This window comes from Ruegeria sp. HKCCA5929 (assembly GCF_013034525.1).
Lineage (GTDB): Bacteria > Pseudomonadota > Alphaproteobacteria > Rhodobacterales > Rhodobacteraceae > Ruegeria.
The window spans coordinates 57382-79914 of record NZ_WQGE01000012.1 but is presented as its reverse complement, the minus strand read 5'-3'; the positions used below and the strand labels follow the sequence as shown (position 1 = coordinate 79914).

Below are 22533 nucleotides of genomic sequence, written 5' to 3'. Positions count from 1 at the left end.
CAATCCAGAGCGCCATCGAAAACGCCCCACCCCACGTGCCGAAATGCAGCATGTTCATCAGGTCTTTCCACTTCGCCAACCCGCCCAAACCGTCCGGCGTCAGAACCCCTAGAACCTCGAGCGTTGCAGGGTCCAGTACAACGGAACTCATGCCACGAAATTCTGCAATCCCTTCTACATGCCCGATAAAGACAAGGCTGTCGGCTTTGCTGCCGGGTATAAGCATCACAACTGGATCAAAACCGGGCAGGGCCGCATGGGCGCGGGCTTCGGCAGTGTCGATCATCTGTGATCCAAAGCCTGACGGCAGAGCGGAATCGCGCGGGGACGAGGGAGGAAACTCTGGTGTTGTGCCGTTCATTCCCAATCCGCCCAGCATGAAATAAAAGCTGGTCACTGCGATCAGGATGACAACCGGTGCGGACCAGACAGCGGTCAGCCGATGAGCGCTGCCAGTCCATGATCGCAATCCGTTCGAGCGATTGGGCCACCGGAAAAATCCTTTCCAGAACCGTCGATATGTCACAAGCCCGCTGATGATCTGCCCCAGCAGTAGAACCGATGTGGCCGAAATCAGGACGAACAGGATTCGTTTCTCGGTCAGAAGCGTATCGTGCAGATCCCGCAGGATGTTCCGAAACCCTAGGTTGCGTGTTTCTTCGACAACATCTCCGGTGACTGGATCTGTCCAGAATGTTACCGCCTCTCCCCAGCCTGTGTCACCAAAGGTCTGGTCCACGAACCAGGGGGTCGAGCGTTTGACGATCACGAAAGGCCGGCTTTGGGGGTGGGTTTCTTTGACACCCTCATAGATCATGCCGAAGCTGGCGGTGCGATCTTCCTTAGCAGTGGTGGTCCAGATGGCCGGACGGCCAATTGATTCAAGTTCGAACCCGGCCACCAGAAGCGTGCCGGTCAGAAACATGAATGCAAAAAAAAGAGATAAATGCAGACCCATCCAGGTGTGGATCTGAAAAAGTGCATTGCGGGTTCTACGGTTCATTTGAATTTTTCGATCTACAGTTCCCTAGTATACTAAACTTGGTAAAGGCTTGGGAAACAATAGTCGTGCGGTAACGTTGTCGGGGGGAACGGATTTAATCCTCTCTGTGGCTGCGAATGCACATTGTTGCATGATTTTTCTGCGGTGCAGATGTTGTGCGAATCCCAAACATTGCGGGATGCTATGATTGTGTCTGCATATTGGGTGGGTAAGTGGTGCCGTTAGATGTTAGATGATGATATGAAAACAATTTCTGTTGTCTCTCCTTGCTTCAACGAAGAAGACAACGTGGCGAATTGCTACGAAACCGTTAAGGCGATTTTTGAGAAAGAGCTGCCGGGTTACAGGTGTGAACACGTCTTTGTCGACAATGCTTCGACCGATCGTACCGTGGAAATCCTGCGTGGGATCGCTGCCAAAGACAAGAATGTAAAAGTGGTAGTGAACGCCCGAAATTTCGGTGTGTTCCGATCCGCCTTCAATGGGCTGCGTTATGCCGGGGGGGATGCGATTGTCGTCATCCTGCCGGTTGATCTGCAGGACCCGCCTGAAATGATCCCGGAATTCGTGCAGCTGTGGGAAAGCGGGTATGACGTAGTTGCCGGTGCGCGTGCCAGCCGCGAAGAAGGCTTTGTGATGCGCTGCGCGCGATCGGCGTTTTATACGATCGTTAACCGGTTGTCGGATGTGACGATGGAATCATCCGTCGGAGAATTCCAGTTGATCGATCGTAAAGTGCTCAAGGCGGTGTTGTCGCATCGGGACCATTACCCGTATATCCGTGGCATCATAGCAAGCTGTGGGTTCCGCCGGGTAATTGTACCTTATGTCTGGCGGGCTCGGGCACGAGGGTTGTCCAAGCATAATCTGATGGCTCTGACAGATCAGGCGTTGAATGCGATTTTTGCTTTCACGCGCGCGCCCATGCGGTTCTGTACGCTCAGCGGTCTGGTCATTGCCATTGGCTGTATCCTGTTTTCCCTTATTGCCACCGTTTTGTATTTCCTTAACCCCGAGCAGGCCCCGCGGGGGACAACGACCATTATCGTGGCGCTGTTCTTCCTGTCGGGTATCCAGATGTTGTTCATCGGTATGCTTGGGGAATACATTACCTCGATCCACAATCAGGTGCGCGGCGGACCGATCGTCACCGAGCAGGAACGTATCAATATTGATGGTCCCGCACGGGATCCTGCGCTGGTCAAAGAAGAACATATGGCATGAGCATCCGTTCAGGTCAGCTTCTGTGGGGGCTCATTGGCCTTTTTGTATTGGGGTGCGGTCCCGCGTTGGCCGCAGATGCTCCGACCTCGAACGCGACGCTGGCCGAACTGCGTCTGTGGTTTGCCATTATGGTCATCGCGGCGATTGGCTTGGCTGGTATATTCTGGCGCAGCGGGAAAGGTCTGTTTGGCCTGCTGGCGGCGGCTATCCTGTTAGGTGGTTCGGCTCGGTTGTGGCTGACCCAACCCCTTTGGTTTCCACGGCTGGAGATTTCGGCTGACCCGCCTGAGAACCTGATCATGCTGGCCATATTGGCAGCGCAGGCTGTGCTGACCGGGCTTGTTCTGCTGCGCCCCACCGGTCGGGCCGCTGTCAGGGGGCTCGTATCCGAAGCAGGTTTCGTGCGTTTGTTCATTCTGATGGGTCTGGTCGCGATTTTCAGCCTGTCGGCCACCCCTTATGTCGCCTATGGCTATCACGTGGCCTATGGCTTGCAGATCGGTGTTGGCGGTGCTTTGTCGCTGATCCAGATGGTCACGATCGTTGCCATGTTTACCATAGCCGGGCCCGACCACATGCCGCGTATTCCGGTGGGTGGTCTGGTACTATTTGCGACTTTGGCCAGTGCTGTACTCGCCTGGGCCGCGTTCGATCGGGTGCCTCATGTCGAGGATGAGCTTGCCTATCTGTTTCAAGCGCGCACATTCGCGGCGGGTACATTCTGGAGTCCGGCCCCGCCTGAGGTGGCACAACCGGCGCTGGAATATTACCTGCTCGATGTCAGAGGCGACAAATGGCTTGGCGTACCCGCCCAGGGTTGGGCTGTTGTTCTGAGCCTTGGCGTGCTGATCGGAGAGCCCTGGGTCATCAATCCGATCCTGACCGGGGTCGCGGTCTGGCTGGCGCATGACATTGTACGTCGCGCTGTCAGCCGCGAGCGCGCGGATATGGTTGCGTTGCTGATGGCGACCTCGCCCTGGGTGTTGGCTGTTGGAGCCACACTGATGAACCACGCGCTTATGCTGGTGACAATCTTGCTGGCCTGGTGGTGCTTGCTCCGGGCCGGAGAAGGGCCCGCCCGCCGGGCGGTGTTGCTGGCATTTGTTGCTGGATTGGCCTTGGGGTGGGGGTTTGTCACCCGCCCACTGGACGGATTGATTGTAGGCGGCTTGACGGGCTTGTGGCTGATGCGCCGGTTGCCTGGTGGGGTCGGTCAGGTGCTTGCCTGCGGCGTCGGAGGCATCCTGTCCGGGGGTGCCATTTTTCTGTTCAACTCCGCCATCACGGGTGATCCGTTTTTGACGGCGCAGGCCGACTATCTCAGTCGCCTGTGGCCGGATACGCAAAACGCATTTGGATTTGGCGAAAATGTAGGACCGCCCGCCCAAAGCTGGGGCGCGCTGGATATCTGGGTCGGTCACAGCCCGGCTGAGGCCGTGTTGAATCTGATCAACGCGATTGCGTCACTCAACCTCGAGCTTTTAGGTTGGACCTTCGGGTCTTTGGTTCCGATCTGGATCGTTTTTGTCTGGGGCAAAAAACTAACCGGTTTTGACCGGGCGATGCTGGTGGTCTTTGCGGCCCTCGTGGCGGTTCTGTTCTTCTATTGGTTTACGGGGACCTTCTATCTTGGCCCGCGCTATTGGCATACGGCATTGCTGCCTGCCCTGGTTTTATCCGCCGCTGGAATCGAGGCAATCCATGACCGGCTGCCCGAACAGCATCGCGGCCGCCTGTACTGTGTTGTCCTGCTGCTCTGTGCCGTTTCTGTTGTCAGTTTCACATCCTGGCGTGGTGTTTCGAAATATGACGGGTATGGCGGATATACCGGCGACATTCGGCGACAGGTCGAGGCGACCGATCTTGGCAATGCGCTGGTCTTTGTCTCAACAGAAGGAGACATCGGATCTGCACTTTACCTCAATGATCCCTTCCTGCCGCCGGACAAGCCGATTTTCCTGCGCGATATGGGGCCCGAGCAGAACGCCGCCATCATCGCAGCCTTCCCCGGACGTGAGGTTGTTTACCTCACCGACACGGAGTGACAGTCTGGATTCCCCGGACGCGGATTATTCTGCGGCATGCTGGTTTTCGGGTGCCACGAAATTGCGCCTGAAATCATTGGCAAACATCGTCCGCGTAAAGCGCCCTAGCCCCGAAGCATGTTCACCAAAGGTGTCGATCCGGGACAGCAGAGTCGTTTTTATGCGTGGGTCGACCTGTGTCTGGAAATTGCGCGGCGCGTCGAACTGATGATCGGTCAGAGCGCCCTCATACCCCGAGTTCCGCCAGGCTTCGACATCAAAGGATGAACTCCAGACCGGCTCGTTCTCCAGGCTCTGAGAGAAGGGCACATGCAGCATTACGGCACCGTAATAGTTGATGATCGTATCAAGCATCGCATGTGCTTCGGTATCGTTCTCGTCCAGCAGATCCGAGATGGCCCGCTTTAGGAAGACAAGCGCTTCGTCCAGCACAATGAACCGGCCAATCATCGAGTATTTGCTGAGCAGATTGCCTCCAAGCTCTCCGTCGATCAGATCGTCATAGTTTTCCCGAGCCCAGGCCACGCATTCGGCGCGGGTTTCAAACAGCTCCTGCTGGTTCTCTTCCAGATAACCGGCCACCGCATTGCGGAACGGTTCCGGAGCCTGATCCAAGATCTTTTGCATATGTTCGATGATCTGAAATGGCCGGATGCCCAGAGACCGCGCCAGCCGGAAGGCTTCTTCGAAATTGTCTTCGTAATAGAAGATCGTCAACAGCAGATGGAAAACGCGGGTGTCCAGATAATCCTGGAATGAGAAATTCTCGGATTGGACCACCATTTCTTCGGTCTCGACCACGGTTGGGCCGGTATATTTGCCAAGGCATCGGGCGACGACCCGGTGCAGGGTCTTGAACCCGAATTTTTCGCGGCTGTCGGGATTGGCCAGCGGCGCGCCATGCAGCAGCATCAGCTGATGTGCGGCCACCCGGCTGACACCGGTTTCGATCAGCTTGTCCACCGCATCCATAAAGGATTCCTTGGTTTCACCGGGCATACACAGGATCAGTTCACCATAGGATTGCATACCCTTTGAATGAAGCTCCTGCTGTACCTCGGCATAGGTATCCAGGCTGATATTGTCGCGTTTGATATTCTTCAGAACTTCCGGGTTCAGAGACTGAACCGATGAGGTCATCGGCAAGCGACCCTTGGCCTTGCGCATCACCTTGATGATCCGGTCGCCGCGGTTCTTGCCTGTGGTTGTCCGGATGTATTTGGGCCAGTCGTACCGTTCCATCAGATGACCCAGGTAGTCGGCCACCTCTTCATCCTGCACATACATGCCGAAATTGTCGTCCGCGAAACAGAGCGGGCTGGCATGGTTGATACGAGCCACGATGTAATCCAGATCGGCCTTGGTGCGTTCAAACGAATGGCGGAAGACTTTCGAATTCGATTTGACCGCCGAGTTGCAGAAGGCGCAAGTGAACGGACAGCCGCGTGCCAGTTGCATCAGTGCAAACAGGCCGGTGTCAAAGAACTTGTCCATCAGTCCGGCCAGATAGGGCGAGGGGATTTCATCCAGATCGCGGATGCGGGGCGGTTCGCCCCCGCGCAGGATTTCACCGCTTTGAGGATGGACATAAAGCGCGCCATCGACGGCCTCTTCCCACATGCCTTCGCGTTGGCCGCCGACATCGATGAACCGTTGCAGCGTGCTCAGGAAAGCGCGCTCACCTTCATAAGTGGGGCCACGCACATGCATGTCGATCTGCGGCATGGTCCGGATCCAGCTGTCCTGTTCGTCTTCGGTCAGGGGAAAGTTGGGACCGCCCATCAGGGTCAGGCTGTCTGGGTTCACGGCCTTGGCATAGTCGGCAAAGGACAGGGCCAGATGGTGGTTCCAGGAATAGCTGGAAAAGCCGATTACATCCGGTGCGGCCGTGTCGATGGCTGTTTTGAGCTCTTGAGGATCACGGAAGATCGCGACCTCGATCGGTGTCGGGCTTTTTGCATAGGCCTGGGCAAAGGTCGCAAGATTTCCGACACCCAGGGGGTAAGTGTCCGACGTCGCGGTAACAAGGTTATGTCCAAGATCAGCAAGATAAAGACGCATTGACGATTATCCTTCCAGCACTGGTACCAAATACATTTAACAGTCCATATCCTACTGTATCAGATGGACCGGTTCGGGGGTGAAAGTGTTTTTGTCTGTGGTTTTGACGCATTATATCAGACCTCTGGCTGCCACGGAAAGCGGTCGGTCAGCGCCCGGGAAACAAGGATGAATGCCAGTACGGCAGCGGGTAGAACCAGCAGGCCCTGTGCAACGATCGGATGCAGTCCCGTGCTCAGGAGGGCTTCCAGCGAAAAGGCGTTGAAAACGTAAACTATAACGTATGCCAGCAGATAAAACGGTAGTTTTTTGAACCCTTTGGTGTCGAAAACAATCCGGGCGTGGGTCATGAAGTTCCATAACACGCCGATGACGAATGAGATCGCAAGAGCCGCCTGTGCCGGCAGTCCCGACAGACTCAGAATAGAAAAAACCACGTATCCAAAGGCCGTATTCACAATACCGACCAGCGCAAAAAGCATGAAGGATTGCTTGCGTAGAAAAGGCGAAGATTTCATACAACCTCCTCTTTCGTCAAAAGGCAGCGGGCGACTCCGGAAGTAATGTCATATTGTGGCAAAAAACCGGTCATGTCCTGCAATCGGCTCACGTCTGCCGCCAACCGGGCCGGATCATCTGCGGCACGTGCGATGGCTCCTAAACGGATCAGATCGGGTCGGTGCATCTGGTTTGCGACCTCTTCAATGAGTTTCCGAACCGGGATTGCGGTGCCGCTGGCGACATTGACCGGGCCGGTCACATCGGTTTCCAGCAATCGTGACACCGCGAGCGCCAGATCGTCGACATGCAGAAAATCCCGTTCCTGCCGTCCATCGGTACAATCGACCGGCTGACCCGCCCGGAGGTTTGAAATCAGATCGCCAAACAGTCGACCCGGCGGCTCATTCGGGCCATAGACAAAAAAGATGCGCGCCCAAGCCAGGGACAGGCCAAGCGAAACCTGTCCTGCACACAGTGCCAGACCGGTTCCGGCCTTGGCTGCACCATACAAGGTGCGAGGGCGCAGGGGGCTGGTTTCGGTGAGGTCCGGTATCGACCAGTCGTATTCGGCGCAGCTTCCGGCGCAGACCGCGCGTTGGCCGCCTGTGCGTGCGAACTCCTGCACCAGATGCAGCGTGGCGGCCATCCAGTCCAGATTGGCCGCAGAAATCCATCGGTCGCGTGGACCGTCATGCCAGGCCAGATGAACCAGATGGCTGGCGCGGGCCGCTTCAAGGGCTGTTGTGGTGGCACCGGGATCCAGCAGATCGCAGGTGATGTCGCTGGTCGGGTTGCGTCCCAGCGTCACCACCTCGTGGCCCGCCTGTGTCAGAGCCAGGGCTGTCGCGCGTCCGATCAATCCGGTTGCGCCGGTCAGCAGAACCCGTGCCATCAGCTGATCCTGACCTCTGGCACGGCGGTTACGAACCGGGTGCCCTGCGCCTTCAGGTCGGACAGTTGATCCGTGACCTCGTCCCGGATGTTCCAGGGCAGGATCAGCACGTAATTCGGCGGCGTCTCGCGCAGCGCCTCGACCCCGTGTACGGGGATATGGCTGCCGGGCAGCAGCGTGTTCTGCTTGGCCGGGTTGCGATCAACGCAGTAAGTGATCAGATCGGGGCCGATCCCGGCATAATTCAACAGTGTGTTGCCCTTGGCGGCGGCACCATAGGCGGCAATGGTGTCCCCCCTGGCATTTGCTTCGCGCAGAAAAGCAAGCAGCCCGTCGCGCAGCGCTTCGACCTGCGTGGTGAAATTCATATAGCCCTCAGGCTTGTCGAACTGCGCCGCGGCTTCATCCGCGCGCACCTTGGCCACACCAAGCCCTTCGAGGTGGCTGGCCCCTTCAAGACAGGCGAACACCCGCAGCGATCCGCCATGGGTCGGCAGCTCTTCAACGTCAAACACACGCAGGCCCGCCTTGGCAAAGATTGCCTCGACCGCCAGCAGTGACAGATAGGAATAGTGTTCGTGATAGATCGTGTCGAACTGGACGCTTTTGATCAGGTTCAGAAGGTGCGGAAATTCGACCGTATAGACCGCATCCCCTTTCAACAAAGTGGCGATCCCGGCGACGAAATCGTTGATGTCGGGCACATGCGCCAGAACATTGGCAGAGGCGATCAAGGCCGGGGGTTTCTCAGCCGCAACAACCTTCTGGGCCAGCGCCTCGCCGAAGTAATCGACCAGCGTGCGCACGCCTCTCTTTTCCGCGGCGGCTGCGACATTGCCCGATGGCTCAATCCCCAACACCGGAATACCCTGTTCCACGAAATACTGCAGCAGGTACCCGTCATTCGAGGCAATCTCGATCACCAGATCGTCTGACCCGAGATTGAACCGCCTGGTCATTTGTTCCACATAATTCCGACAATGGGCCAGCCAACTGTCGGAAAAGCTGGAGAAATAGGCGTAGTCAGTGGAAAAAATCTCTTCCGCCGGAACCACGTCATCCACCTGAACCAACCAGCATTCGGTGCAAACACGCGCATGCAGCGGATAGACCGGGTCCGGGGTGTCCGCCTGCGCGGGATCAACGTAGGAGTTGGCCAGAGGAGACAGCCCCAGATCGACAAGAGTCATCTCAAGCTTCGCGCCGCACTGACGGCAGGTGGGATGGGGTGCGCCGGTCATGTCTGCCCCTGACTTATGGTTTCAAACTCGGTAATCTGCGTGCGACACAGCTCGGCGGGCGGTACGCCCCGAGCCCAGCCTGCGTACCAGTCCGCCGTCAGTCTCACGGTGTCCTCGAAGCTCAGAACCGGGCGCCAGCCAAGCATTGCACGCGCCTGCGATACGTCCAGTCGGAGCATCTTGGCCTCGTGTGGAGTATCTGCCGGGGTATCGAGCTCGATCCGGCCCTGCCCAAGCGCCTTGATGATAGCCTGTGCCACGTCCAGAACCGGGCGTTCGTCGTCGCGTTCGGGGCCAAAGTTCCAGCCCTGGGCAAACGCTTCGCTGTGTTCAAGCCGTTGCGCCAGCATCATATACCCCCTGAGGGGTTCCAGAACATGTTGCCAGGGACGGATCGCGCCGGGGTGGCGCAACACAACGCGCCCTGCATCGCTCAGGCAGCCGCGCACGATATCGGGAACCAGTCGATCTTCGGCCCAGTCCCCACCACCGATGACATTACCGGCCCGCGCACTAGCGACCCGGGCCGGGTGTGGATCTGCTGCGTCTGGCGAGTAATAGCTGCGCCGCATCGCCGCGACGGCAATCTCGGTCGCGCCTTTCGATGCGGAATACGGATCATGCCCGCCCATCGGATCGGTTTCGCGATAGCCCCAGACCTGTTCGACATTCTCATAGGCCTTGTCCGAGGTGGCAACCACCACCGCGCACAGGTTGGGCGCGGCCCGCAAGGCGTCCAAAAGCTGAACCGTGCCCAGCACGTTGGTCGCAAATGTCTCGACCGGTGTGCGATAGGACCGCCGCACCAGCGATTGCGCGGCCAGATGAAAGACAAATTCCGGGTCAGCTTCGGTTATGGCTCGGTCCAATGCGGGGCGGTCATTCAGATCACCAATGACCGATCGTATCTTGCTTTGTCCCAGCAAAGCCCAGAGATTTGGATCAGTTTCGGGCGTATGTGCATAGCCGGTCACTTCGGCACCGCTTTTGGCCAGCCACGCTGCCAGCCAGGCCCCCTTGAAACCTGTATGCCCGGTTAAAAAAACCCGCCGGCCTGCAAATGCGCTGGCCGTCATTTCCAGATTTTCCAAGGTGCGTCGCCTGTCGCCCAATGTTCCTCAAGCTCTTGACGTTCGCGAATGGTATCCATGGGTTGCCAGAAGCCTTTGTGTTCGAAGGCCATCAACTCGCCATCGCGTGTCAGGTTCATCAGGGGTGCGCGTTCCCAAGCTGTATCATCACCGTTGAGATATTCGGACACGCCTGGAGAGAGAACGAAAAACCCGCCGTTGACCAACCCACCATCTCCGACAGGCTTTTCCGAGAAATTCCGAACCTGATTGTCCTGCATTTCCAACTGGCCGAACCGGCGGGGTGGAGGAACCGCGGTGACGGTTGCAAGCTTGCCATGGCTGCGATGAAAATCGATGCCGGCCCGGATGTCGACATTCCCAAGACCATCGCCATATGTCAGGCAGAATGCCTCGTCGTCTTTGAGCAGGGGGAGAACCCTTCTGAGCCGCCCGGCCGTTTGGGTGTTGGTGCCCGTATCGACCAGGGTGACACGCCACGGTTCGGATTTTGTATTCGCGACCTCAAGACTGCCGCTGGCCAGATCGATTGTGACGTCCGAGCTATGCAGAAAGAAATTCGCAAAATACTCTTTGATGACATATCCCTTGTAACCCAGGCACACAACGAAGTCCGTGATGCCGTGGGCGGCGTAGATTTTCATGATATGCCAGATGATTGGACAACCACCGATCTCGACCATCGGCTTGGGTATTTTGACCGTTTCTTCGCTTAATCTGGTCCCGAGGCCTCCGGCGAGAATAACGCATTTCATAAAATAGCTCCCTTGGCCAATAACCTGCCAGCCTCTTAATACGCGGGCCATGAGCTTTGGCCTGGCGCAACCTCATTACAAAATACACAGCCGCAGTAGGACGGCAGGACCCCACACATGTCAAGATTCACCCGACCCCGAGTCAATATGCCCTGAGTTTGTGTACATGTCGGCATGAAAATGTGCACAATGGGGGTCAGTTTGGTGTATTGTTGCGACTTTTGGTGCGGTCGATATGCGCCCTGGTGAAATCTTTTTGGGAGCATCCCGTTGATCAAGTGAAACAGCAACTCAGCCCGGTTGGACAAGATTTGGCAGCCCGCGTATGCTGAGCATGAATTTCCCGCAGCAAGACAGATACGGCGCTGGAATGCGGGTGGTAAATATATTTAATGAATTCAGAGGGTTTACACATAGTATACACCAGCTTGCCAGTAAAGAAATCACCTGCCGCGCTTTGATCTTTTATGCGCCTGTATGAACAGGATTCCGATTCAAGAATGAGCGCTATCGTACAAAGGTCCGGGATGTGTTTCGGGTGCCAAAGGCGCAAAGGTTTTATCCGCCAAAGGGGAGCATCCCGAGCGTGTTGTCGCAAATTTATTGGGAAAATGGGATTTTGTTGTGAATCATCGGTAACCTCTTATAGCCTGAGGTAAGTGTTTTGGTATGGGTGTTAGTCATTTGAAAAAAGATATTGTTCCCGTTGTCGTCATTGGTGGTGGTCCTGCAGGACTGACAGCCGCCTATGAACTTCAGAAACTGAGCGACACACATGTTCCGCGGGTGTTTGAAGCCTCGGACATGGTTGGTGGCATCTCACGAACCGAGACGCATAAAGGCTACCGCTTTGACATAGGCGGTCACCGGTTCTTCACAAAAGTCGAGGAAGTCGAGGCTATGTGGCACGAGGTGATGGGGGATGATTTCATCACCGTGCAGCGCCTGAGCCGCATCTTCTATCGCAACAAATTCTACGATTACCCGCTGCGTATCTTCAACGCTTTGGGCAATATCGGTCCTTACGAGACCTACAAGATCATCGGCAGTTTCATCAAATGGAAGATCCGGCCCAAGCCGCAGGAAGATACCTTTGAAGAATGGGTGATCAACCGCTTTGGCGGGCGGCTTTATATGCATTTCTTTCACAGCTACACGAAAAAGGTCTGGGGCATTCCACCGTCGGAAATCCGCGCCGACTGGGCCGCGCAACGGATCAAGAATCTGTCTTTGCCCAAAGCGGTCTGGAATGCGATTTCCGGTGCCAACGACACTGCCAGCCTGATCGAGGAATTCCAGTATCCCCGTCTGGGTCCCGGTATGATGTGGGAAAAGACCCGCGATCTGATCAATGAAAAGGGCGGGTCGGTCGAGACCCACTCTGAAGTGACCAAGGTGAACCGTGACGGCAATCGCGTCACCTCGATCGATGTCCGCCATTGGACTGAAGACGGTGAGAAGCATACCGAACGGGTTGAGGGCGAAGAGTTCATCAACTCGATGGCAGTGCGTGATCTGATCCATGCTTTTGATCCGCCACCACCGCCCGAGGTTGTCGAAGCGGCGGACCGTCTGCGGTATCGTGACTTCCTGATCGTAACTCTGATCTTGGATCACGCCGATCCGTTCCCGGATAACTGGATTTACATCCACAGCCCGCAGGTGAAAGTGGGCCGTATCCAGAATTTCCGGGCCTGGTCCGCAGAAATGCTGCCTGATCAGAATACCGCTTCGATCGGGATGGAATATTTCTGCCAGAAGGGAGATGGCCTGTGGTCTTCAAGTGAAGCGGATCTTAAGGCACTCGCCAGTGAAGAACTCGAAAAGCTGGGCTTGGCCAAGGCCAGCGATGTCATTGACTGTGCCGTTATCCGGCAACCCAAGGCTTATCCGGTTTATGACAGCGAATACAAAGATGCCCTGGACACTGTCAGTGGCTGGCTGAAGACGCTTGAGAACTTCCAGACCGTCGGGCGCAATGGCCTGCACCGATATAACAACCAGGATCATTCAATGCTGTCGGCTATGTATGCCGCCCGTAATATCATGGGTGAAAATAATGACGTTTGGGACGTGAATGTCGAACGCTCGTATCACGAGGAATTCGAAACCAAACGCAATCAAAAGGCGTCGCCGGGCAAGAGCCTCCGCAAAAGCACTGCGCTTTGAAGCTGTAGTTCTGCTCGTTTGCCCTGTTGTACGGCCATTTAGCTGCGCTTGACGCGCAGCTTCTGCTTCTGCCCCAGCACGTGATATTCGAACAGGCACCAGACATAGACGGTGGCGGAATAGACGTAATAGACCTGATGGTAGAGCAGGCATTTGAATGCAAACCATGGCCCGCCATGTCCGGCCATGGCGCGCACCAAATCCAGATTGGCGATCAGGGCCGCCGCCAGCAACAGCAAGGGCAGGGGCCAGGCCCCCGGCCAGAACGGCAAAGCCAGAAGCGACAGTAGCAACAGCCCCGCAATTGCGGCCCGCGCCCGCTCGGCCATCGACGTATTCAGGTCATCCGTCAGCCCCTCGCGCGAGATCATCAGCCGGGCCCAGGGCAGGGCGCGGCAGAAAATATCCGTGCTCAGGCTGTTGCGAATGGTCCAGACTTTCAGATGTTTGCCCTGCAATTGCGGCTCGACCAGGATACGGCGGCCGGTGGCCGCGATCCGGTAGCCCAACTCGATATCCTCAATCGAGGGGACCTCGTAGGTTTTGACATCAAAGCCACCGACTTCAAGAAACACGTCGCGCCGGATGGCACCACACCCGGCCCAGAAGGTGCGCGCCTCGCGGCGGGCACGTTGATGGTGATAGCGGTGCAGAAGGTTCTTGTAACGTGAAAACCATGACTGCCCGTCCGGGGCATCGTCATAAGATCCGAACATGGCCCCGACATTATCCTCGGACATAGCGCGACGGATATGCTCGGGCCCGTCCGGCCATGCGATAACATCAGAATCCACAAACCACAGGATATCGCCCGTGGCGTGCTGTGCGGCCAGATTGCGGGCCGCGCCAGGGCCGCCGTTGACCGGAGTGGTCAGAACGGTTGCGCCCATGTCGCGCGCCAGCGCGGCCGTGCCGTCGGGGGATTGGTCATCCACCACCAGAACCTGCTGCACCTGATCAGCCTTCAGCATATCAAGCAGGGGCGGCAGGACACGGGGCAGCAGATGTTCGGCATTATAAGCCGGCATGATCACAGTGATGGAAAGAGGCTGATCTGAACTCACGAAGGGTCTCCGGTCAAGATACGCGAAGCGCCTGAGCGCTGAACAAGGAAAAGAAAGGCTGCTGTAAAAGGCAATAACCACATCACGCGTGCGCCGTAACGATCTGCGGGTTGCGACACCCCTCCACAAACCAGCGCGTTGACTGCTATTCCGATCAGGATGAAGAGTGCAAACAGCTTCATGTCTGGCGCTACGCTGGCCGGTTTCAGCAGAACAAACGCGATCAAGACAAACGAGATGGCATAGATGGCACTGTGTAGGGCGTCGATGGTTCCGATCCATGCCCTGTCTTTGGACAACTGTCCCATCTGCAACATATCCTGATCAACTTCGCTGAGACGCGCCAATCGGCGTGCGTTGTTCAGTTCCACGTCTGTCGGGATCGTCATGGTGATGCTATGGCGCAAAATCTGCTGATATCCGTTCTTTGCCAGCGCCAGAGATGTTGAGAACGGATGAGACAGGAAGACCGCCTTGGCAAAATCCCGTTGTGATAAGGCGATCTGCTTTTGATCTTCGGGGGGCAGCAGCCTGAAGGACCCCAGCCGGGCGGAGCGTTCGAAAATGATGTGGGACGGTGTCATCCTGTAGGGATCGTCAGACCACGACAACGCTTCGTGCAGGGCGCAGGTCGGGATTTCGGCGTCCGGGCAGGCCTCATCCAGATAGGCCATGCCGGGGCCATCAACGATAAGCCGCGCGGTGATGTGAGGAGTATAGATAACTTCTTTTTTTGTCGTAGTTTCCACAGTGACATGAAATGCCTTGCGCTCGGCTGCGGCCAGAACAAGAACCACAATCATCAGAACCGTCGCACGCCAGCCCCTGGGCATTTTGTTGCCCAATGCGGCCAATATGAGGAAAGAGATCATCAGCCCTGCGATCGCAAAATGTGATGGATGCACCAGGACACAAAGCAGCGCGCCACCGGACATCAGCAAAACCTCCCAGATCTGCATGGTCCGGCCAAAGGCTGCGAGGGCTGCGATGATGATCAGCAGAACCGGCGCAAAGATGTCCGGCATCATGTAAGCGATGTAAAAAGGTAATGAAGTGCTGGCCGCCACCAGTAGGGGGACCGTAGTCAATATGGTTGTGCTCTGTGCGTTCCCCATCGAACGGTGGGCATTTCTGGCCAGCAACCAGGCCACAAGCAGCACGACCGACAAATGAAGGACCGGAACTAAGAACAGTGCATTGGCGCGAAAGAACCCGGCCAGGATCATGCCGTATATCAGAGACCGGGATCCGCTTGCTGTGCTGTCCCCATCAGCCGTCTGGGTCACCCCTGGCGTGCCTCCTTCTGCCCCCGGCGGCAGAAGCATGTTCAACGCCACACTCCCCTGCCGGATATAACTGCCGGTATCAAAGTAATACAGGGGGGCTCCATTGATCAGCAGCACCGCCAGACAGGTGAAAATCACAGCGAGGATCAGCAGAACCGCGCCGCTCTTCCCGAACAGTTTATCCGTAGGAGCCGAGACGTTCATACCCATATTGAAGTCTTCTTTGCTTCTATTGTCGGGTGCTGGAAACATGGGATTGATGCCGTTAATCCATCTTCCGGCCGGTCATCGCCGCAGATGTTGGTCGCAGGATGTACGGTCGCCCTGATTTTGTGCTCCAACAGCACTGCGCAGGGGCGCATGCGTAAAAACCCGACCTCTGCGCTGACCGGAATACGCTGGGCGCTCAGGCTTGTTTCGCAGGGATCAAGATCAGCCACTGTCATCAGAGTTCTCGATGGCTTTGACTGGCGTGGGAGCACTGTCGAGGCTCATCAGGCGTTTAAACTGTGTGAAAATGTTTAGGCCAACGTGCATTCGTACTCTCTCCTCGTGAATGGAGGCACAACAACAAACGGCCAACTGAAAATTCCGATTAAGAATGAGGGCCTGAATTTCATACGACAATGCAGCAAAGCTACACGAATCTTGCGACGCGTCTAAGAAGAAATATGGCAGATACCCTGCAAAGGTACATTTTCACGTTAGGTGCAGCCCATGTAGTCCTAAAAGCGATTAAGCATGCAAACAATGTACAAATGAATCCTGCATTGTTTCCTGTTTTGCGGGTGTAAAGTGATCATCCCTTCCTCCGGAGGTCGTCATTCAGGCCCATACACCCTGCCTTGCAAAAGCCCAGTTCGGCAGAGATTCGAAGAGATTCGTCTCTAAAACCGAAACAAAAAGAAGTTCATTATATTATTGTGCCTCTGTTTTTACTCTTATGCCTTAAAAAAGCCTGATTTCATTAAAAAAGCCTTCTTAATCAAATGTAAGTGATGTATTAACTTTGAGGAGTAGGTGGCGCGCCGAATATGCGTGTGAATTGTGTGTACATAAGATCAAGGGTGGGAATTTTATGCTTAAATCTTTGAAAATGATAGCTGCGGCCCTTACCGCGGCTGTGATGATGGCGGGATCGGCCAGTGCGCTGACATCCGTAACAGCTGGTGGCAGCTATGACATCACCTCCGATAATGCCTTTATTGGGTCGGTTTCCTCTTTTGGCGGTCCTGGTTCGTATTCGGTCAACTTCACGTCGCCAATCGATCCGCTGGTCGGAACGGCAAACGCGTCGGTGACTATTAAAGTTCTGGGTGCTTTCACGGGTCTGACAATGAGCTGGGTTGATGCGAACACCAACTCTGTTCTCGCCTCGACATCGGTTCTGGGTGGGGTTCAGACAACGCTCAAGTCACTCTTCAGCAGCGTAAGCCCCAGCAGCCTGACCCAGAACCTGGTGTTCAGCTGGGCAGACTCCACAGCACCCAAGAACGGCGGGGCTGTTACATTTGACTTTGACGTGTCCGCGGTTCCGCTGCCTGCTGGTGGTGTATTGCTTCTGACTGCGCTTGGTGGGTTGGCCTTGACCCGTCGCCGCAAGATGACAGCGGCCTGATCTGCTGCACACACAAATGGGATCTATGGGAAAGGGGCCGTTTTACGGCCCCTTTTCATTTATCTGGTCAGATCGTGCCGCCCGATGCCTGGCGTAACATCCAGATCATGCGCAGGCACCTGAGCCGAAACAACGTGAATGTCGCCCGCACCGTTTCACCAACCGAAGTTAACTTGTCGCTGGATAGGATCTTCGGGGTATGAGCAATCGCGCTGGCGGGCATGGCCAATCCACGGACCGCCCACCGCAGGCGCGCGCCAGCGCCGGTTCCGTTCAACTGATACGCCTCCTGCGTGGTCCGGCGCCATTTTGCCCGGAGCGCAGGCCAGTTCTGCCGCGATGGGTGACTGACCCGAAACGCATCCTCGTAAACCAGGTTATAGCCCCGGGCGACAGCGCGCATCGTCCATTCCCGATCTTCAGATACACCGTTGATGAAGCCACCGATGGAATCGAAAACATCCCGGCGGGTCAGCAGGTTGCCAGCGCCGGAAAAGCCCTGGACTTCGATATATCTGCGGAAGTTAAACGCAAAAACCGCTTCAAATGCCTCGGCGCCACTGCGCGGCGGTGGGGTTTCGTCAAATACGTCAACCCGCCCGCCAATCAGATCGGCCCGATTTGCGATCTGGCGTCCGGTGGCCAGCCAGTCGGCAGCCGGAACACAATCGGCATCAATGAAGAACAGTCGCGATGCCGTGGTTTCAGTCACCCCGCGATTGCGGGCATGAGCAGCACCCTTTTGGGTTTCCACAACAAAGCGCACCTCTGGAAAGGACTTGCGTATTTCGTCCAAAGACAACGGAGAATTGTTATCCACAACGATGATTTCCGTACCCGTCAGGTCATTCTCTCTGAGGGCCTGCAAACATCGCTCTAACCTTGGCAAGTCATTGTAATGAGGAATGATAACCGCATCAGACGGAGATATTTCAGTAGGAGCCGTACTCATTGCCGAAAGCTCCGCTGATATAACGACATTTGTTCAACACGATCCCCATGACTTTTGTGAGCTCAGCCAATTGCTGTTCAGCCACGTCGATATGATCGATGCTGGTTTCTTCGGCGGCAGCCAGAAGCAGCGCACAATCGACATTCCTGAGAAAGCCGTGACTGTCATCACTCACCATCATGGGCGGTGTGTCGAACAGAATGATATCAGGTTTGAAATCTGCCTCGAGTTGCTCAAGAAATTCAATCATCCGGCGGCTTTGCAGAACTTCTGCGGGGTTGCGCGTCGAAGTGTAGTTCAACCCGAAAATCACGTTGTTGCTATAGCGTAAAGCGTGTTCGTGAAACGGCACTTTTCCCTGAATGACATCCGCCATACTGTGACTGCCAGTTTGCTTCAGGATTTCGGCCAATCCCCTGCGCCGCATATCAAAATCGATCACGATCGTCCGCAAATCTTCCTGCCGGCTCAGGCTAAAGGCCAAGTTCGCCGTTGCTGTGCTCTTACCGCATCCGCTGTATGGTGATGTCAGTGCAATCCGGCGCCAGCCATTGGATAGAATCTGCTGCATCATCTTCGTGCGCAACATGTCATAGGGTGTCGCATCAGGACCACCCCGATAAGACAGAAGCCGGTTGCGAGATATAAAGCGCTGCTCAATCCTGATCTCTGGCACAGACAGCCAGATGTCTTCTATGCTGCCCTGCTCCTCGGACGGCTGGGACCGGAGAGGCTCATCGATCGGCGGTAGCGGCTGGGACTGGCGGCTTTCACGTTCCTCACGGGCTTTCTGAATCGCCTGCTGAAGACGGTCCATTACACCCTCCCTGTTTCAATCAGAGCAGAAATCACCAATACACCTCCAACTTATCAATAACTTTCTCGGCAATCAGATCCAGGGGCAGATAATAGGTATGAATCGCCCACATGCCTGCGGGTACGCCCACCAGTATCATCAGAGTGATACTTACCCAGACGACCCGCTGCATTATAACTTCACCGCGAGAGCGCACATAAGGGATCGTCGCGATCGGCCAAACATCCAGTTTGTTGATCAGGTCCTCGGGTCTGCGTGCGGCCTTGTTCATAAACTCAATAAGGAAGACCAACCCCAGTCCCAGAAAAATCCCGACAAATGTACCCCCGCCCGCGATCAGCAGTCGGTTGGGTTTGGCCGGTGCGCTGGGGACAGCAGGGTGTTCGATCACCGAGATGCGCTGCCCCTGCGAAGTCACTTCGATCCGCTCGCCGGTTGAGGCAGAGGCCAGACGGCTGACAGCGCTGTTATACTGAGCCTGGATATTGCTGTGATCGCGCTGCAACTCTGCCAATGTGATCGCATTGGCCGGAGTCTGGTCAATCGTCAGTGTCAGTTTTTCAAGGCCCTCTTCGGTGACTTTCCTCTGATCTTCAAGCGATGCGATTTGTGAATCGATCTGCGCCAGTTGAATGTCCAGTGTGGAATTGCCCGTCTGTGGGTTCGGCGTCGCGACATTTGCGGCCTGTTCGGCGGCTACGACCTCTTCCAGACGTGTGATCCGGGACCGCAAGATTTTAATTTGCGGGCTGCTTTCAGAGTAAATTCCCAGTTGATTATCAAGCTGGTTACGCAGCTGGTTCAGCTGCTGCTGCGCCTGTGTCTGGGACTGCTGCCCTACGCCAACAATCTGCCCCGTCGTACTGTAAATATCCAAAAGCTTTTCGCGCTGACTTCTGAGTGCAAAAATCTGCTGATCGGTCTGCTGCAGATTTGTCTGCAGAGAAGCCTGCTGCGCCATGCGGAACTGCAAGCTCGAAGGCAAGGCACCCGAATGCTCTTTCTGGAATTCCAGAATCCGCGCACTGCGCTCGTCGAGTTCATCGCTCAGTCGTTCCACTTCCTGCTCAAAGAATGCCAGAGTGTCCGATGCGCGTCCTTTGCGGTAAGTCACATCCAACTTCTGGATTTCCGTCAGGTATTCATTCAGTACACCAGCCGCGATTTGCCCGGTCCGGCCTTCGAATGTGATGGTCATCAGGTTGGCCTGATTCCGACCGGCTGCAATTCGGATCGACGTTTGGGCACGCAATGCCTCGACAATCTGATCCGGGCTGGCCTCATCCTGATCTGGAAGCACTTTGAACTTGCGTGAAATATCCAGAAGAACCGGTCGCGTCAGCAGACGTTGTTCGACAATCTGAAGTTGTTCGAACGCGGGGGTATTGACCGTGCTGGCCGCCAGGTTTCCCGGAATTTGCGGGGATTCGACGATCAGGCGCATCTGGGACACATAGGTGGCAGGCAGCGCCCGGGCGATGATGATCGATGCTGCGGACACAACCAGCGCGACGATCAGAAAATACGGAAACCGTCTCAGGAAAATGGAGAAATAGTAGCGTACAGGACCCATCTTAGACTGTCAGCTCCTTCTCAAGTGAATTGCCGCCAAAGAAGACGCCGTCATCGACCACCTGTTTGACGACATCTTCATTCACGTTCTCTGCCTCATTCGTCCAGGCATAAAGCAAAGCAAAATCGCAGAACTGATTAACCAGACGCGGCACGCCACGGGTCTGCTGAAAAATCAGCTTGCAGGCGTCTTCAGAAAACTCGTCCCCTGATCCGCCAGCGGTTTTCATCCTGTGCCGGATATAAGCTTCCACGGATGATTCATCCATCCGCTCCAGATGAAAGCTTGCAGCCACGCGCTGCGTCAGCTGTCGCATTTTGGGATCCAGAACCATGTCGCGCAATTCCGGCTGACCAACCAGAACAAGCTGGATCAGTTCATCCGTGTTCGAATTGATGTTGGTCAGCATTCGAATTTCTTCCAACCCTTCGACGGTCAGGTTCTGCGCTTCGTCGAAGATCAGAACCACCCGCCGGCCTTCGGCATATTCCGAGACAAGAAAATCCTGCAGCGCCCGGAAAATCTGTACATAGCTTGCGTCATTTTCGATCGGCAAACCCAACGCGTGCAGGACCCATTGCAGCAACTCTCCGCGACCGCCCTGCGCATTCGAAATCAGCCCAACCGTGATCGATTGCTCCATCTCGCTGAGGAGATGCTGTATCAGGGTGGTTTTTCCGGCTCCGATTTCTCCGGTCAACACCGTGATGGGCGCGCAGCTCATGATGCCGAATTGCAGCACCGAATACCCGCGCTTGTGCAGGGGCGACCAATACATGAATCCGGGATCCGGAAGCAGCGTAAAGGGCCGTCGGTCAAGCCCGAAATAATCTAGATAAAACCCGTCACTGGACGCCATTGCACCTCGGTTGCCTTCCGCCTTGTCAAACCTCGTACTGGCCCCCCGGAGATTATCCAAACTCATACCCTGAACCACCAAAAATCCCTTACACAACGAACACATCACATAAACAAAAAGTACTTGGGTACTACTTTGCCATAAAATCAAGATAGCAGGCATCACTAAACTACACACGCGGTGAATTGACCTGCCTACCTCTCCAATCTGGGAAATTTGTCGCGATTGTTTCCTTTGGGCCTTGCTGGATTGCCTACGGAAGGGACGCTCGTGCCCTGGTGTGATCACAGGGCAAAAGGAGTTCGAGTGGCTAAAATTTAGCCTAAAATTTCAAAAAAACACCCATTGTGCCCTGCAGGGAAACAAAAATTGATGGATTTGCGGCGGATCAACCGGATGCGGCTTTACGATCCTGTTAGAAAGCGCTTGTATTTAGCGGTCTGAGAACGTGCTTGCCTGTATTAATGTTTTGCAAGACAGGTGGAATTTGTTAACACTTGGTTACGGGAAAAGAGGCCTCGCGAGTGTGTAAGCGCAAGGTCGAAGTGGTAAGAAAAATAATTTTAAGTATGTGTCATTGAGGTCGAGCGTGTTCGGTTCGTAAGTTTAGTAAGTGGTTCGTGAGTAAGTGTGTGTGTTGGGGGTTTAAATTGTGACAAGTCATTCGAAAGAAGTGGCCAACGCTGGTGCGGGCTACTCTGGCATTTCTGTTGTGCCTGCCTCGGTTTCATACCCAGGCATCTATAGAAGTGGGGGTAAGCGTCTTTTCGACATAGCGTTCGCATTATTTGCAGCGCCTTTTGTCGTGCCGGTAATTCTTTTGTTGGCCGCGTTTCTTGCATTTCAGGGCGTGACCCCATTTTACCGGCAGGAACGGGTTGGTAAGAACGGCAAAACCTTCAAGATGCTCAAATTGCGTACCATGGTACATGACGCCGAAACCGTGCTGCAAAAGCATCTGGCACAGAGCCCCGAAGCTCGGGCGGAATGGAACCGCGATCAGAAACTGCGCAATGACCCCCGTATCATCAAGTTCGGGAAGTTCCTGCGTAAATCCTCAATGGATGAACTGCCACAGTTCTGGAACGTTCTTATTGGTGAAATGTCCATAGTTGGGCCCCGCCCCATGATGGTGAACCAGAAAGAGCTTTATCCCGGAAAATTCTATACCGCCATGCGCCCTGGCCTGTCGGGACCATGGCAGGTTTCCAAACGCAATCAGTCTACATTTGCTGAACGCGCATTTCACGATACCGAATACTGGAAAACCATGTCGTTTGGCACGGATGTTTCAATCGTGTTCCGGACCATTTTTGTTGTTCTGCGCGGCACGGGCTGCTGAAACTGGGCTGTGCAACCGACCAATCGGTGGGTTGCATGCT

At 55.4% G+C, this 22533-nt stretch carries 18 protein-coding genes; 5 read left to right on the top strand and 13 right to left on the bottom strand.

The genetic code is table 11. The annotated features are described in order from the left end of the window. The coding region (locus tag GOV90_RS20295) for a PepSY domain-containing protein (RefSeq protein WP_171172893.1) at positions 1-1003 on the bottom strand (1003 nt) is incomplete at its 3' end. 240 nt (positions 1004-1243) lie between these two features. Here GOV90_RS20295 and GOV90_RS20290 point away from each other — a divergent pair. Together GOV90_RS20290 and GOV90_RS20285 are read left to right on the top strand one after the other, a co-directional pair. Beyond that, positions 1244-2227 (top strand): glycosyltransferase family 2 protein, encoded by a 984-nt coding sequence (locus tag GOV90_RS20290; RefSeq protein WP_171136199.1) that lies wholly within the window; start codon positions 1244-1246, stop codon positions 2225-2227. Continuing rightward, on the top strand, positions 2224-4272 hold the full coding sequence (locus GOV90_RS20285; protein ID WP_171136197.1) for a glycosyltransferase family 39 protein: 2049 nt from the start codon (positions 2224-2226) through the stop codon (positions 4270-4272). The genes GOV90_RS20290 and GOV90_RS20285 overlap by 4 nt, the downstream gene beginning before the upstream one ends. A gap of 24 nt (positions 4273-4296) precedes the next feature. Here the strand turns inward: GOV90_RS20285 and GOV90_RS20280 are convergent, their stop codons facing one another. The 6 genes from GOV90_RS20280 to rfbF form a co-directional block, all read right to left on the bottom strand. Continuing rightward, positions 4297-6333 (bottom strand): B12-binding domain-containing radical SAM protein, encoded by a 2037-nt coding sequence (locus tag GOV90_RS20280; RefSeq protein WP_171136195.1) that lies wholly within the window; start codon positions 6331-6333, stop codon positions 4297-4299. A 116-nt stretch (positions 6334-6449) separates the two neighbouring features. Further along, complete coding sequence (locus GOV90_RS20275; protein WP_171136193.1) at positions 6450-6815, bottom strand: GtrA family protein; 366 nt, start codon at positions 6813-6815, stop codon at positions 6450-6452. A gap of 32 nt (positions 6816-6847) precedes the next feature. After that, positions 6848-7726, bottom strand: a complete 879-nt coding sequence (locus GOV90_RS20270) for an NAD(P)-dependent oxidoreductase (RefSeq protein WP_171136191.1) — start codon at positions 7724-7726, stop codon at positions 6848-6850. Continuing rightward, a complete protein-coding gene (locus GOV90_RS20265) occupies positions 7726-8967 on the bottom strand; it encodes a class I SAM-dependent methyltransferase (protein WP_171136189.1) in 1242 nt (413 codons plus the stop codon). Before GOV90_RS20265 ends, GOV90_RS20270 begins: the two co-directional genes overlap by 1 nt. Further along, on the bottom strand, positions 8964-10058 hold the full coding sequence (rfbG, locus tag GOV90_RS20260; RefSeq protein ID WP_171136187.1) for a CDP-glucose 4,6-dehydratase: 1095 nt from the start codon (positions 10056-10058) through the stop codon (positions 8964-8966). Before rfbG ends, GOV90_RS20265 begins: the two co-directional genes overlap by 4 nt. Beyond that, positions 10040-10813, bottom strand: a complete 774-nt coding sequence (gene rfbF / locus GOV90_RS20255) for a glucose-1-phosphate cytidylyltransferase (RefSeq protein WP_171172892.1) — start codon at positions 10811-10813, stop codon at positions 10040-10042. Before rfbF ends, rfbG begins: the two co-directional genes overlap by 19 nt. A 684-nt stretch (positions 10814-11497) precedes the next feature. Between rfbF and GOV90_RS20250 the strand changes: the two genes are divergently transcribed. Continuing rightward, positions 11498-12982, top strand: a complete 1485-nt coding sequence (locus GOV90_RS20250) for an NAD(P)/FAD-dependent oxidoreductase (RefSeq protein ID WP_253284823.1) — start codon at positions 11498-11500, stop codon at positions 12980-12982. 38 nt (positions 12983-13020) lie between these two features. Here GOV90_RS20250 and GOV90_RS20245 read toward each other — a convergent pair whose 3' ends face one another. Together GOV90_RS20245 and GOV90_RS20240 are read right to left on the bottom strand one after the other, a co-directional pair. Next, positions 13021-14046: a glycosyltransferase gene (locus tag GOV90_RS20245; protein ID WP_171172891.1), complete on the bottom strand. Its 1026-nt coding sequence runs from the start codon at positions 14044-14046 to the stop codon at positions 13021-13023. After that, complete coding sequence (locus tag GOV90_RS20240) at positions 14043-15542, bottom strand: hypothetical protein (protein ID WP_171136179.1); 1500 nt, start codon at positions 15540-15542, stop codon at positions 14043-14045. Before GOV90_RS20240 ends, GOV90_RS20245 begins: the two co-directional genes overlap by 4 nt. A gap of 868 nt (positions 15543-16410) precedes the next feature. Between GOV90_RS20240 and GOV90_RS20235 the strand changes: the two genes are divergently transcribed. Next, the gene (locus GOV90_RS20235) at positions 16411-16950 is read left to right on the top strand and encodes a VPLPA-CTERM sorting domain-containing protein (RefSeq protein ID WP_171136177.1); all 540 of its coding nucleotides are present in this window, start codon (positions 16411-16413) and stop codon (positions 16948-16950) included. Between the two features lie 67 nt (positions 16951-17017). Here GOV90_RS20235 and GOV90_RS20230 read toward each other — a convergent pair whose 3' ends face one another. The 4 genes from GOV90_RS20230 to GOV90_RS20215 are packed head-to-tail and all read right to left on the bottom strand — an operon-like array spanning position 17018 to position 21070. Beyond that, entirely contained in the window at positions 17018-17902 is an 885-nt protein-coding gene (locus GOV90_RS20230) for a glycosyltransferase family 2 protein (RefSeq protein ID WP_171136175.1), read from the bottom strand. Continuing rightward, positions 17883-18719 carry a CpsD/CapB family tyrosine-protein kinase gene (locus GOV90_RS20225; protein ID WP_171136174.1) on the bottom strand — a complete coding sequence of 279 codons (837 nt, stop codon included), beginning with the start codon at positions 18717-18719 and terminating at the stop codon, positions 17883-17885. Before GOV90_RS20225 ends, GOV90_RS20230 begins: the two co-directional genes overlap by 20 nt. 31 nt (positions 18720-18750) lie before the next feature. Next, a complete protein-coding gene (locus GOV90_RS20220) occupies positions 18751-20292 on the bottom strand; it encodes a lipopolysaccharide biosynthesis (RefSeq protein ID WP_171136172.1) in 1542 nt (513 codons plus the stop codon). Between the two features lies 1 nt (position 20293). Continuing rightward, a complete protein-coding gene (locus tag GOV90_RS20215) occupies positions 20294-21070 on the bottom strand; it encodes an ExeA family protein (RefSeq protein ID WP_253284825.1) in 777 nt (258 codons plus the stop codon). A 733-nt stretch (positions 21071-21803) separates the two neighbouring features. On the opposite strand from GOV90_RS20215, the gene GOV90_RS20210 reads away from it, so the two are divergent. Continuing rightward, positions 21804-22493, top strand: a complete 690-nt coding sequence (locus GOV90_RS20210) for a sugar transferase (protein ID WP_256367985.1) — start codon at positions 21804-21806, stop codon at positions 22491-22493. Positions 22494-22533: the final 40 nt, after the last annotated feature.